The sequence below is a fragment of the Rhodococcus ruber genome (assembly GCF_016804345.1).
Lineage (GTDB): Bacteria > Actinomycetota > Actinomycetes > Mycobacteriales > Mycobacteriaceae > Rhodococcus > Rhodococcus ruber.
In genome coordinates, this window is the sequence record NZ_CP044211.1 from 615,687 (window position 1) to 627,449 (window position 11,763).

General features: G+C 70.7%; 13 protein-coding genes and 1 pseudogene. 7 read left to right on the plus strand and 7 right to left on the minus strand.

The features are described 5' to 3' along the window. Positions 1 to 65 precede the first annotated feature (65 nt). Genes F1734_RS02885 through F1734_RS02895 form a run of 3 tightly spaced genes read left to right on the plus strand, consistent with a single transcriptional unit; the run spans position 66 to position 3,493 of the window. The gene (locus F1734_RS02885; RefSeq protein ID WP_010595994.1) at positions 66 to 1,124 is read left to right on the plus strand and encodes an ATP-grasp domain-containing protein; all 1,059 of its coding nucleotides are present in this window, start codon (positions 66 to 68) and stop codon (positions 1,122 to 1,124) included. After that, positions 1,121 to 2,194 carry a SagB/ThcOx family dehydrogenase gene (locus F1734_RS02890; RefSeq protein WP_040271429.1) on the plus strand — a complete coding sequence of 358 codons (1,074 nt, stop codon included), beginning with the start codon at positions 1,121 to 1,123 and terminating at the stop codon, positions 2,192 to 2,194. The genes F1734_RS02885 and F1734_RS02890 overlap by 4 nt, the downstream gene beginning before the upstream one ends. Before the next feature lie 6 nt (positions 2,195 to 2,200). Continuing rightward, the gene (locus tag F1734_RS02895) at positions 2,201 to 3,493 is read left to right on the plus strand and encodes an MFS transporter (protein WP_203011341.1); all 1,293 of its coding nucleotides are present in this window, start codon (positions 2,201 to 2,203) and stop codon (positions 3,491 to 3,493) included. On the opposite strand, the gene F1734_RS02900 is transcribed toward F1734_RS02895, so the two are convergent. The 4 genes from F1734_RS02900 to F1734_RS02915 all read right to left on the minus strand — a co-directional run bounded on the left by F1734_RS02900 (position 3,386) and on the right by F1734_RS02915 (position 6,150). Then, a complete protein-coding gene (locus tag F1734_RS02900; protein ID WP_203011342.1) occupies positions 3,386 to 4,363 on the minus strand; it encodes an NAD(P)H-dependent flavin oxidoreductase in 978 nt (325 codons plus the stop codon). The genes F1734_RS02895 and F1734_RS02900 overlap by 108 nt on opposite strands. A gap of 100 nt (positions 4,364 to 4,463) precedes the next feature. Next, entirely contained in the window at positions 4,464 to 4,862 is a 399-nt protein-coding gene (locus F1734_RS02905) for a nuclear transport factor 2 family protein (RefSeq protein WP_203011343.1), read from the minus strand. A 69-nt stretch (positions 4,863 to 4,931) separates the two neighbouring features. Continuing rightward, positions 4,932 to 5,789 (minus strand): crotonase/enoyl-CoA hydratase family protein, encoded by an 858-nt coding sequence (locus tag F1734_RS02910; protein WP_193788770.1) that lies wholly within the window; start codon positions 5,787 to 5,789, stop codon positions 4,932 to 4,934. A gap of 112 nt (positions 5,790 to 5,901) precedes the next feature. Next, complete coding sequence (locus tag F1734_RS02915; RefSeq protein ID WP_017681556.1) at positions 5,902 to 6,150, minus strand: WhiB family transcriptional regulator; 249 nt, start codon at positions 6,148 to 6,150, stop codon at positions 5,902 to 5,904. Between the two features lie 521 nt (positions 6,151 to 6,671). Here F1734_RS02915 and F1734_RS02920 point away from each other — a divergent pair. After that, complete coding sequence (locus F1734_RS02920; RefSeq protein WP_010596001.1) at positions 6,672 to 7,433, plus strand: crotonase/enoyl-CoA hydratase family protein; 762 nt, start codon at positions 6,672 to 6,674, stop codon at positions 7,431 to 7,433. A gap of 73 nt (positions 7,434 to 7,506) precedes the next feature. Here F1734_RS02920 and F1734_RS02925 read toward each other — a convergent pair. Next, positions 7,507 to 7,901, minus strand: a pseudogene (locus F1734_RS02925) (DUF6325 family protein). 275 nt (positions 7,902 to 8,176) lie between these two features. Here F1734_RS02925 and F1734_RS02930 point away from each other — a divergent pair. From F1734_RS02930 to F1734_RS02940, 3 genes are read left to right on the plus strand one after another with little or no spacing between them, the layout of a single operon-like run. After that, positions 8,177 to 8,581: a DUF7144 family membrane protein gene (locus tag F1734_RS02930; RefSeq protein WP_003939434.1), complete on the plus strand. Its 405-nt coding sequence runs from the start codon at positions 8,177 to 8,179 to the stop codon at positions 8,579 to 8,581. 30 nt (positions 8,582 to 8,611) lie between these two features. Further along, a complete protein-coding gene (locus F1734_RS02935) occupies positions 8,612 to 9,151 on the plus strand; it encodes a potassium channel family protein (protein WP_003939435.1) in 540 nt (179 codons plus the stop codon). A 13-nt stretch (positions 9,152 to 9,164) separates the two neighbouring features. Further along, the gene (locus F1734_RS02940; protein WP_010596002.1) at positions 9,165 to 10,583 is read left to right on the plus strand and encodes a DUF2252 domain-containing protein; all 1,419 of its coding nucleotides are present in this window, start codon (positions 9,165 to 9,167) and stop codon (positions 10,581 to 10,583) included. 75 nt (positions 10,584 to 10,658) lie between these two features. Here F1734_RS02940 and F1734_RS02945 read toward each other — a convergent pair whose 3' ends face one another. Continuing rightward, positions 10,659 to 10,931 (minus strand): hypothetical protein, encoded by a 273-nt coding sequence (locus F1734_RS02945; protein WP_003939437.1) that lies wholly within the window; start codon positions 10,929 to 10,931, stop codon positions 10,659 to 10,661. A 223-nt stretch (positions 10,932 to 11,154) separates the two neighbouring features. Beyond that, on the minus strand, positions 11,155 to 11,625 hold the full coding sequence (locus F1734_RS02950) for a DUF6325 family protein (RefSeq protein ID WP_003939438.1): 471 nt from the start codon (positions 11,623 to 11,625) through the stop codon (positions 11,155 to 11,157). Between the last annotated feature and the right edge of the window lie 138 nt (positions 11,626 to 11,763).

Below are 11,763 nucleotides of genomic sequence, written 5' to 3' on the forward strand. Positions count from 1 at the left end.
CAACGGCCGGAGTACCACGGTGCTCCGGCCGTCCCGTCCCCTCGACCGCCACCGGAGGAACCCCCATGACCGCTGCGCTGCCGCTGCTGCTGCGCCCGCACCCCCACGTCACGACGGCCTCGGCCGAATCCCTGGACTTCCAGGCCCGCGTCGGACATCCCACGGCGCCGGATCCCGCGCCGTGCGTCCTCGTCCTCACCCGGGCCGCCGACCGCGAGGTCGACGCTCTGTCACTGTGGCTCGCCGCGCGCGGCACCGCGCTGGTGCGTCTGGACAGCGACCGCTGCGCCGGCACCGACGTGCAGTGGGACCCGCTCGACGGCCTGCTCGTCCGTGACGGCCGGACGTTCCGGCCCCGGGTGTGCTGGTCGCGGTACTTCGACGTGGACGCCCTGCACAGCGGGCACACCGCACCCGACGTGACACTGCACGTGCGGGACCAGTGGCAGGCGTTCGTCACCGCCCTGGCAGCGCACGAAGGGGTGCGCACGCTCAATCCCGCCGCGCGGCCCGGAACCCCCGATCGGCTCACCCAGCTCGCTGCCGCGCGCGCGGCCGGGCTGCGCGTCCCCGCGACCCTCGTGACGACACGGCTCGACGTCGCGGCCCGGGCCCTCCCGGGCGACGGCGACCTGCTGGTCAAGAGCCTCGGCCGGCACTGCGTCGAACCACGGCCCGGCCGTCTGCGCGGCATCTACCCACAGCGCGTCCCCCGCACGGCACTCGACGGTCGACAGGACACGGGTGCACCCGTGCTCGTGCAGGAGTACGTGGCGGCCGACCGGGAGCTGCGCATCCACGCCGTCGGCGGAACCCTGATCGGGTACGCCGTCACGCGGCCCACCCCGGAGTCGTTGTGGACCCGGCCGGAGTCGATCACCGTGCGGCGCTGTGCCATTCCGTCCGGCATCGACGAAGCGGTGCGGGGGCTCCTCGACCGGTTCCGGCTCGACCTCGCCGCCGTCGACCTGCTCGACACGCCCACCGGCCCGGTGTTCCTCGAGGTCAATCCCGAATTCGACTGGCGCTGGGCCGAACACGGCGCCGGTGACTCCGACACCACGAACGCGGTGCGCGCTCTGATCGCCGCCGCCGTCCCCGCACACCGAGGAGAGAACCGATGACCCGTGTCGCCGTCGCCGAGTACGCGGTGCTGTTCTGGCGCAACGGCACGTTGGTGTGGGACGACTACCTGCACCACCGGCAGTTCGCCCTCACCCCCGACAGCGAGCGGGTCCTGCGCTGGTTCGCGTCGTGGCGCGAACTCGACAGCATCTCCGAGCTGGGGGAGTTACCCCTCGGAATCGCTCACCGGCTGCTCGAGGCGCAGGTGCTCGTCGCCGAGGGTTCGGCCGAGCACGCCGAGCAGGAGCAGATGCTCGTCGAATGGGGCACGTGGGGCCCGTCGGCCCGTTACCTGCATTTCGCGGCCCGCACCGGCTCGGACGTCCGGTTCGCGGACGTAGTCGACGACGAACTGCGGTCGGCTGCCAAAGCGAGCGAGCAGCCGGCGCCCGCAGCCGCCAAGTCCTATCCGCAGCACCCGATGATTCCCGTACCCGGCGATCGGCCGGACTCGTCGGGATGGCAGCGTCCGGGCCTCGTCGAGGCCCTGTTCGAGCGCCGTTCGGTCCGGCAGTTCACCGCAGATCCCGTGTCTCTCGACGCCGTGGGCACCGTCGCGCGCGTCGCGGCGGGGCCCGTCACGGTGATCGACCATCCGCAGGTCGGGCAGGTGCTGCTGAAGACCAGCCCGTCCGCCGGTGCCCGCACCCCCCTCGAGCTGTATCTCTACGCGAACCGCGTCGACGGACTCGAGCCGGGGTTCTTCCACTACGCGCCGATGCGCGGTGGGCTGGAACGGATCGGGCAGAGCGTGCCCCGGTCCGTGCTGGACGCGGCGCTCGGCGAGCAGCCGTGGCTGTCGGACTGCCCGGCGCTGCTCATCTACACGGCGGTACCGGCCCGGACCCGGTGGCGGTACGAACATTCGCGCGCCTACCGCGACATCCTCGTCGAGCTCGGCCACGTCAGTCAGACCGTCCTGCTCACCGCCACCGCGCTCGGACTCGGTGCGGTGACGGCGACGGCGATGCGCGACCGCGAGCTCGAAGACCTGCTCGGCTGCGACCCCACCGCCGAACCGGTCCTGGCGGTCACGGCGCTCGGGCACCCTGCCGCCGGACTCGGGTGAAGTCCGGTGTCCGGTGCGCTCCGCAATCCCGACTTCGCGCGGCTGTGCGCCGGGCAGGCGGTCGCGCAGCTCGGCAGCCGCGGCTACGGCGTCGCGATCATGCTGTGGGTGCTCGCGGTCAGCGGGTCGGCCGCGACGGTCGGTCTGGTCTCCACCGTGACGATGGGTGCCTTCACGGCCGCCACGGTGCCCGCCGGCTGGATCGTCGACCGCTTCGATCGCCGCCGCGTCATGCTCACCGTCGACGCCTGCTCGGCCACCGCCGCCGCGGTGCTGGCGTTCTGCGCGTGGCGCGGCGCGTTCGACCCGGTGCCCGTCCTCGCCGCCGTGTCGGTGCTCGGGGCGGGGTGGGCGGTGCGCGGCCTCGCCGAGGACGCGGCGGTGCCGCAGGTGGTCGAACGCGAGCAGATCGGCACGGCGTACGGGCTTTTCGAGGCACGGGGGTATGCGACGGGCGTGGCCGGACCGCCGCTCGCGGCCACCCTCTACGGCCTCGGCGCCGCGCTGCCCTTCGCGGGACATGCCGTGTCGTTCGTGGTGGCGGGGGCCGCCGCGGCCCGGGTCCGCACCCCGCTGCAGGCGCCTCGCGGCCCCGGCCCGGTCGCGGAGCGGCCGTGGGCGTCGATCCGGGAAGGGTTGCGGTGGTTCGCATCCCACCGGTTCGTCCGTACCACCGCGGCGCTGACGGCCGTCGCCGAGTTCGTGGTCAACGGCTGTGGGCTGGTGGTGGTCGTGCTCCTGGCCGGCAGCGGTGCGCCGTCCTCGACGGTGGGGATCGTGCTCGCCGGCGCGTACGGCGGGGGCATGCTCGGAGCCCTGGCGGTGCCGCGGCTCCGGCGCCGGATCCCGGCGCACCGTCTGCTCGTGCTCTCGGCGGCCCTCGGGGTTCTGGCGGTCCTCGCGGCGGCCACGGGGTCGCCGTTCGTCGCCGCCGCCGGTTACGCGGCCCTGCTGGCGGTGACCCCGTCGTGGTCGGTGGTGGTGACCGCTCGCTGTGCCGAACTGGTACCCGACGCGGTGCGGGGCCGGGTCGGCGCGGCCACCGGCCTGGTCACGTCGCTGCCGGCGATGTTCGCGCCGCTGACGGTGGGCGTGCTGACGACGGCCCTCGGCGCGGCGAGCACCGCGTGGATGCTCGCCGCCCTCCTCGGTGGGGTGGCCGTGGCGGCCGCCGTCAGCCGGACGGTGCGCCTACAGGCCGGCGAGCCGCTCGCGCGCCGCGCGGTACTCGGTGGCGAGCCGGTCGACGAGTTCGGCAGCGGGTACGACGGCGTCGACCGCGCCGATGCCCTGTCCTGAACCCCAGATGTCGCGCCAGGCCTTCGCCTTCGCTCCGGTTCCGGAGGTCTCCCCGGTGCCGAAGTCCATGGCCGACGGATCCGACACGGCGAGGTTGTTCGGGTCGAGACCCGCGGCTTCGATGCTGCCCCGCAGGTAGTTGCCGTGCACGCCGGTGAACAGGTTCGAGTAGACGATGTCCGCGGCGGTCGAGTCGACGATCATGTCCTTGTAGCGGTCGTCGGCGTTGGCCTCTTCGGTGGCAATGAACGCCGACCCGACGTAGGCGAGATCGGCGCCGGCGGCCTGCGCGGCGAGGATCGAGCGGCCGTGCGCGATCGAGCCCGACAGCAGCAGCGGGCCGTCGAACCACTCGCGGATCTCCTGGACCAGCGCGAACGGGGACTGGGCGCCGGCGTGCCCGCCGGCGCCGGCGGCGACGGCGATGAGCCCGTCGGCGCCCTTGTCGATCGCCTTGCGCGCGAAGGTGTTGTTGATGACGTCGTGCAGGACGATGCCGCCGTAGGAGTGGATGGCGTCGTTGACGTCGGTGCGGGCGCCGAGGGAGGTGATGACGACCGGGACCTCGAATTCGACGATGGTGGCGAGGTCTTCCTCGAGGCGGTCGTTGGAGCGGTGCACGATGAGGTTGACCGCATAGGGCGCGGACGGCGCCTCGGGGTGGTTGGCGTCGTGCTTGGCCAGGGCCTCGGTGATGCGGGTGAGCCACTCGCGCAGCATCGCCTGGGGACGGGCGTTGAGAGAGGGGAACGAGCCGACGACGCCGGAGGTGCACTGGGCGATCACCAGGTCCGGGCCGGAGACGATGAACATCGGCGACGCCACCACGGGCAGGCGCAGCCGGTCTTGCAGGATCGGGGGCAGGGCCATGCGGAACTCCTTGTGCTGTGCGGTCTTACGGTGCTTTTTCGGAGGCGGTGCTTTTTGAGACGGTGCGGTCTTGCAGGCGGTGCGGTCGTACGGTGCGGCCTTACGATTGCCCGAGCTGGGCGGCCATGAGCGGCATCAGGGCGTGCAGGCCCTTGACCGGCCGGATCATCACCTTGAACGAGGTGATCTGCCCGGCGTCGTTCCAGTGCATCATGTCGATGCCGTCGACGTGGATGCCGTCGAGGTCGGCGGTGAACTCGAGCACCGCCGACCCGGCGGAGTACCACTCGCCGACGTACCGGAAGTCCCGCCCGGTGAACACGGCGAGCGCGGCCCGCAGGTAGGCGAGAGTCAGGGCTTTGCCCTCCTGTTGCGTGAACACCGCGGGGGAGTAGAAGACGGCGTCGTCGGCGATCAGATCGTCCAGGGCTGCCTCGTCACCGTGCTCGACGATGTGGTGCCAGCGTTCGACGACGTCGGGTCGGACGTGGGTCGGCATGCGGATCCCCTCTCGGTTCGTCGCCCCCGAGCGTAGGGGCCTCCGACCTAAACAGTCAATGGTGACCGTTCAGGGATGGAACGGCGGCGTCGGCAGGTCGTCGCCGAACAGGTCGGGCAGATCGCTCGACACCCGGTCCGGGAACGACGCGGGGCGCTTCTCGAGGAAGGACGAGATGCCTTCCCGGGCGTCGGGGCCCGTGCCGCGGATGTTGATGCCGCGAGTCTCGATGCGGTGCGCGATCATCGGGTGCTCCGCGCCGAGCGTGCGCCACATCATCTGCCGTGACAACGCCACCGAGACCGGCGCCGAGTGTTCGGTGAGGCTGCGGGCCAGCGCACGGGCCCGATCGAGCAGATCGGCTGCGGGATGGAGCGCGTAGACGAGCCCGGCCGCGTGGGCCTCGGTCGCGTCGAAGATCCGTCCCGAGTACACCCAGTCCAGGGCGGTCTGCAATGGAACCAGGCGGGGCAGGAACCAGGTGGAGCACGACTCGGGGACGAGGCCGCGGCGGTTGAAGACGAAGCCGATGCGGGCGTCGTCGGCAGCGAGGCGGAAGTCCGCCGCGAGCGTCATGGTGATGCCGACGCCGACGGCCGGGCCGTTGATCGCCGCGATGATCGGCTTGCGGCACTCGAACATGCGCAGGACGACGCGACCACCGCCGTCGCGCCGGACGTCGTCGGCACCCGGTTCGTCGAGCCGCTGCGCGAATGTGTCGGCGCCCGCGGAGAGATCTGCACCGGCGCAGAAGGCGCGTCCGGCGCCGGTGATCACGACGGCGCGTACGGAATCGTCGGCGTCGCAGCGGTCGTAGGCCTCGATCAGCTCGTGCTCCATCGTGGTGGTGAAGGCGTTGAGCTGGTCGGGGCGGTCGAGGGTGATGGTGGCGATGCCGTCGGCGACGGACAGGGCGATGTGTTCCACGTCGGTCAGCATGACAGGTTTACTGAGCGATCGGTAGGTGTCCCGGTCGCGCGCAAAGCGCGGCGCCCCCGTCGCGAGTCGGTGACGGGGGCGCAGGCGTGACGTGCAGGGGCTATCCGCGGGTCACGCGGCCGCGGCGGAACTCCTTGCCGCCCCAGATGCCGGACTGCCGGGTCTCGCCGGCGTAGGCGGCGCATGCGGCGACGAGCGGGCAGCGGGCGCACACCCGGCGGGCGTAGTCGAACGACTCCGACGGGTCCGGGAACCAGGCGTCCGGCGTCGCGTCGCCGCGGCACGCGGCCAGGTCCCAGTCCGGCGTGGTGTCCGACGGGGCGAGCAGGTCGGTGAGCATCGTAGTCACGGGCAGGTCCTCCTTCCGAGGATGGAATGCGGGTTCGGTCGGGGCGGCGCAGTGCCCCGGCATGAAGTCGTGGCAGAACGAAACGCGTTGTGGCGCAGAACGGTGTCGAGGAACGGATGGATGCGGAGGCGGCGGTCAGCAGGTGCCGGGTCGCGTCGTCGGCGAACCCGCCTGCCGGGGTCCCGCTGGGGGAAGGACGCACGCGACGGGATGTCGCATCGGCTGCGGCGCCGGTCGTTCCGGCGGGGCAGCCGGTGGCGCTGTGCGCATCGCGTGTCTCCTTCCATGTCGTGGTCGTCGTCGATCGGTCGAGTCCAACGCCCCCCGCCGCCCGGGTTCTTCCCCTCGGTGCGAGAACAGTGACGGGTACCTCACGGCCCGGGTTCCGCTACATAGGTTTCGGCTATGGGTCGATCTCCCGTTCGGACTTTGTCCCGGGCGCCGGTCCGGTGATCGACTCGACGGGACGCTCCGGCGGCGCCGCGGGTGCGGCCGGAACCCCCGCGACGAGGAGACGCCACGTGAGCGCTGTACTGACCGAGTTCGGCGACGGCATCGCCGTCATGACCATCAACCGGCCCGAGGCGCGCAATGCCGTCGATCTCGAGGTCGCCAAGGCGCTCGCTGCCGCCGTCGACGAGTTCGAGGCGCGGCCGGACCTGGTCGTCGGGATCGTCACCGGCGCCGGCGGCACCTTCTGCGCCGGCATGGACCTCAAGGCGTTCACCCGGGGCGAGCGGCCGTCGCTGCCCGGCCGGGGATTCGCCGGGCTCACCGAGCGTCCGCCGACGAAGCCGCTGATCGCCGCGGTCGAGGGCTGGGCTCTCGCCGGCGGATGCGAACTCGCGCTCTCGGCGGACCTCGTCGTCGCTGCCCGGGGCGCTAAATTCGGGCTGCCCGAGGTCAAGCGCGGACTCGTCGCGGCAGCCGGCGGCCTGCTGCGCCTGCCCAAGGTGCTGCCGTACCAGCTCGCCATGGAGATCGTGCTGACCGGCGACCCGCTCACCGCCGAGGTGGCGCACGCGCACGGTCTGGTCAACACCCTCACCGAGCCGGGTGCGGCGCTGGACGGGGCGCGGGCGCTCGCCGCCCGCATCAGCGGCAACGGGCCGCTCGCCGTCCGGGCGTCCAAGCAGATCATGTCCTCGGCGGTGCAGTACACCGATGCGGAGGCGTTCGCGTCGCAGCGGGCGCTCGTCGAGCCCGTGTTCGCCTCCGCGGACGCGCAGGAAGGCGCCCGCGCGTTCGCCGAGAAGCGCGCGCCGGTATGGCGCGCGGAGTAGAGAACTCCTGGAAACCGCTACGAGCCGAGGACCGAGTTCTCGGCCTCGAGCTCGGTCAGTGCTCCCTGGCACTTCAGGTCTGGTCTTCGAGCACCTCGAGTGAGGCGACGAGTCGGGTGCCGTTGGGGCGCACGGTGGCCGCGAAGGGTGCGGCCCTGGTGTTCTCGTAGACGACGATCGCCGCCGAGCACCCGAGGGCCGCACCGGTCTCACCGAGGTCGGTGTCGTCGAGCATGCAGGTGGCCGCCCCGGCGAAGAGGATCACGTCGATGTCGTCCTCGAGCCGATCTCGGAGACGTCGATCCCGCCCAGGGAGGCGTCGGTGTCCTTGCGGACGAAGGCGAGGTCCGGCACCGCGATGATCCCGCGCGCGACGAGGCCGTCCGGCAGCGGCAGGGCCGAGCCGTCGGTCTGCGGTAACTCGACGACGAGATCGTCGACAGGACCCAGGATGTCGGCATCGCTGATGGGATTCCTCTTTCCGCTGTGCCGGGAACGGGTGGCCGGGCCGTGTCCGGCTGTGTCGAGGCGGTGACTGGAGCGCACGACCGGCAGTGGCGTTGTTCTCCGCTCGGCCGCGGACGACTCGCCCTTCGGTCGATGTGGTGACCGAAGACCTTTCGGATCCCTCCCGCGCAGCCATGCGGTCGGGATCGCACGAAGATCGTCAACTCAATGCGGGGTGGCCGGTGACGCGCGCACAATACCGTACGTCGGGCCGGAGCGAAGGGAAGGCGATTGGCATGTCCCAGGACACGAGTGTCAAACAGGGTGTGGCGGCCGGTACGTCCATCGGCGCCGCGATCATCCTCACCACGATCGGTATCCTCCAGATCTTCCAGGGGATCGCCGCCGTAGCCGAGGACGAGTTGTTCGTCGTCGGGATCGAGTACACGTACAAGTTCGACTTCACCACCTGGGGATGGATCCACATCGTGCTCGGTGCGGTGATCACGCTCGTCGGTCTTGTCCTCTTCACCGGCGCGACCTGGGCGAGGGTTGCGGCCATCGTGCTTGCGGCACTGTCGATTCTTGCGAACTTCATGTGGCTGCCCTACTACCCGTGGTGGTCGATACTGATCATCGCGCTCGATGTGGTCGTCATCTGGGCGGTGTCGACGTGGAACCCGCGTCGGGACTCCTACTGACGGCTTCGCCGGCAGGCCGGGACGTCGCCGATGACCGACGGTGACGCCCCGTCCGGCCTGCCCGACGTAGGAGGCCGACGGCTGCTCTGGCTGGCGGTGCTGCGGCCGCTGCTCACCACGGTGTTGCTGGTGATCGCGTACTTCGTGCTGCCGCTCGAGGACATCGACGATGTCTCCACCCTGGCGTTGCTGATCGGCGGGACCCTCCTGGTGTGCGCAGTGTGCGCCTGGCAGATCCGGCAGGTGCTGCGGTCCCCGTACCCGGCCGTGCAGGCGATCGAGGCGCTGCTGCTGTCGGTCGCCGTCTACCTCGTCGGGTACTCGACGGTGTATCACGTCCTGTCCTACAACTATCCGGAAGCGTTCGACGAGCCGCTCTCGCGGATCGACGCGCTGTACTTCTGCATGACCGTCTTCGCGACGGTGGGCTTCGGCGACATCGTCGCGACCACCGAGGGCGCGCGGGCGCTCGTCACGGCGCAGATGGTCGGCAACCTTGTCCTTATCGCGCTCGGCATCCGTTTCCTGACCGCGGCCGTGAAGTGGCGCCAGCAGCAGAAGAAGACGTGAGAGGAAGAATCCGATGGCCGAGACCTCGAGAAGCGCAACAGCAGTCGAACACCTCACCAGGGAGGAGCGGGCGGAACGCGGCCGGGCGGCACGCGCCCGGATCCCGCTCTCCGCGCTCGCCGAGTTCGATACGAGCGGTCGTCCCGATCCGCTCGACCTGTTGGAGCAGCAGGCGACGTCCCGGGTGCCGGACCTGGTTCCGGTGCGCTACGGCCGCATGGCAGAAACTCCGTTCTCCTTCTATCGCGGTGCGGCCCTGGTGATGGCCGACGATCTGTCCCGCGGGCCGACCACGACCGTCCTCACTCAGCTGTGCGGGGACGCGCACCTGAGCAACTTCGGTATCTTCGCCACCCCGGAACGCAAGCTGACCTTCGACATCAACGACTTCGACGAGACGTATCCCGGGCCGTTCGAGTGGGACGTCAAGCGGCTCGTCGCCAGTCTCGTGATCGCCGCGCAGGACAACGGATTCACGAGCAAGCAGCAGGCGCGCATCGCCCGCGCCTGTGCCGCCGAATACCGCGAGACGATCGCCCGGCAGGCGGAGCGTGGGAATCTGGCGGTCTGGTATTCGCACATCGAAGCCGGCGCGGAACTCGCGGAGCTGCGCGACGAACTCGACTCGTCCATGAAGAAGCGCCTGCGCAAGACTCTCGAGAAGTCCCGGCACCGGGACAGCGTCCAGGCGCTGGCCAAGTTGACCGAGGTGGTCGACGGCCGGCGCCGGATCATCAGCAACCCGCCGCTCATCGTCCCCATCGAGGAGGTGCTGCCCGACGCGGACGCGGACGAACTCTACGCCGACCTGCACCAGCGCCTGCGCCAGTACCGCTCGACCCTCCAGTGGGATCGGCGGGTATTGCTCGAGCAGTTCGAGTTCGTGCAGGCGGCGCGCAAGGTGGTCGGTGTCGGTAGCGTCGGGACCCGGGCGTGGATCTTCCTGTTGCGCGGCACGGGTGACGACGACCCGCTCTTCCTGCAGGCCAAGGAGGCGCAACGGTCCGTGCTCTCGTACTACGTGGACGGACCGACGTTCGCCAACGAGGGCGAACGGGTGGTCAACGGCCAGCGGCTGATGCAGGCGGCCAGCGACATCTTCCTCGGCTGGCAGCAGGGCCCCGGCCCGGACGGGATCCGGCGCGACTTCTACCTGCGGCAGCTGCGGGACGGCAAGGGCTCTGCGGTCGTCGAGGCGATGACCCCCACCGGCATGACGCTGTACGGGCGGCTGTGCGGACGGGTGCTGGCGTACGGGCACGCCCGATCCGGCGACCGCATCGCGATCGCCGCATACCTCGGATCCGGAACCGAATTCGACGACGCCATAGCGGCTTTCGCGGTCGCCTACGCCGAGCAGAACGTCCGGGACCACGCTGCGCTCGTCGATGCGATCGCCGCGGGGCGGATCACCGCTCAGCGCGGTCTCTGATCCGAGAGAGCGCCGCCCGCCCCGTCCCGGCGTTGCTGTCCGGACGCCTGCCGGACCGCCTCGCCGAGCTGGAGCTCAGGCTTCCTCCAGCGCCTCGCCGATTCCCTGGAGCAGGCGGTGGTGATGCGCCTCGGCCAGAAGGTGGCCCGCGGTGATGGCAACCGCCACCGGCCACTCGAGGAGCTCGAGGGCCACCAGGGTGCCGACGCCTGCGAGGTATGCGAGCTGCTCGGGCGGCGGGAGGCTGATGTGGCCCATGACAGGCAGTTCCAGGACGAGGTGTTCGGCCTCACGCAATCGTTCGAGGGCGGGCCGGCGCGGCGACACCGCTGACGTCGTGGCAGCCATGGCAGTCCCTTCCACTGTCGGGCTTACGGACGAGCCGGCCGTGTTCCGGCCGTCGGGTCAGCGCCGGTCTCTGCGGTCTTCTCGCCGATCTTCCCGGCGGTCGGAACGCCGGCGGACGCCGTGAGCGACCACCGCTGCGGTTGCGACAGTCGTGGCCGTACGAGCCACGGGCGCGGGCCCGATCACTGCGGCGCGGCGCATGCGCCTGGCTGCGAGAGGCATGTCAGTCTCCTTCCGATTCGTCGGCCTCGATTGCGGCCAGCAGGGCCTGTACGGGAATGCGGCCGCTGGCCACCAGCTGTCCCCCGGCGCGGCGGATCGCCGACGCGAACGGCGCGGCCCACAGGTTCTCCCACACGAGCAAGGCCGCGGTGCTGCCGGGCTCGACGGCCGCGGCGACCGCCTCGACGTCCTCCTCGCTGAGCAGCATCGCCAGCTCGGCTTCGTAGGAGCGCAGCGCGCCGATCTCGGCTTCGTCCAGGTCGGCGAGCTCGAACGCTTCGAGCGATCCGTCGGTGTCCTTCTTCAGCAACAGCAGATCCAGGACGCGTACTGTTCCGCGTTCGACGAGTTCTTCGAGGGCGGGTGCGATCTCGCCCCTGAACCTGCTGCCCGGGAACTCCACTACGATCCAGTCCACCGGACCGAGTTCGTCGATGTCACTGTCGATTTGTCGTTCGACCTGTTCGGTCATCGCGTCGTCTCCTTTGCCGAGTTGCCGTCGATGGAGTGGCAAGGCCACATACCCGTGGCGGGTTCCACGTCTGATTCGGCGGCGTCCACGTGCCGCCTCGTCCCGGACGGCCGGCTTGTCGGAGAGTCCGATGACGAC

Bases quoted from the DNA above. Each gene is read 5' to 3' on its own strand.
- F1734_RS02900 (WP_203011342.1), bottom strand. From the start codon at position 4,363: ATGGCCCTGCCCCCGATCCTGCAAGACCGGCTGCGCCTGCCCGTGGTG.
- F1734_RS02945 (WP_003939437.1), bottom strand. From the start codon at position 10,931: ATGGCTGCCACGACGTCAGCGGTGTCGCCGCGCCGGCCCGCCCTCGAA.
- F1734_RS02950 (WP_003939438.1), bottom strand. From the start codon at position 11,625: ATGACCGAACAGGTCGAACGACAAATCGACAGTGACATCGACGAACTC.
- F1734_RS02940 (WP_010596002.1), top strand. From the start codon at position 9,165: ATGGCCGAGACCTCGAGAAGCGCAACAGCAGTCGAACACCTCACCAGG.
- F1734_RS02930 (WP_003939434.1), top strand. From the start codon at position 8,177: ATGTCCCAGGACACGAGTGTCAAACAGGGTGTGGCGGCCGGTACGTCC.
- F1734_RS02935 (WP_003939435.1), top strand. From the start codon at position 8,612: ATGACCGACGGTGACGCCCCGTCCGGCCTGCCCGACGTAGGAGGCCGA.
- F1734_RS02890 (WP_040271429.1), top strand. From the start codon at position 1,121: ATGACCCGTGTCGCCGTCGCCGAGTACGCGGTGCTGTTCTGGCGCAAC.
- F1734_RS02905 (WP_203011343.1), bottom strand. From the start codon at position 4,862: ATGCCGACCCACGTCCGACCCGACGTCGTCGAACGCTGGCACCACATC.
- F1734_RS02885 (WP_010595994.1), top strand. From the start codon at position 66: ATGACCGCTGCGCTGCCGCTGCTGCTGCGCCCGCACCCCCACGTCACG.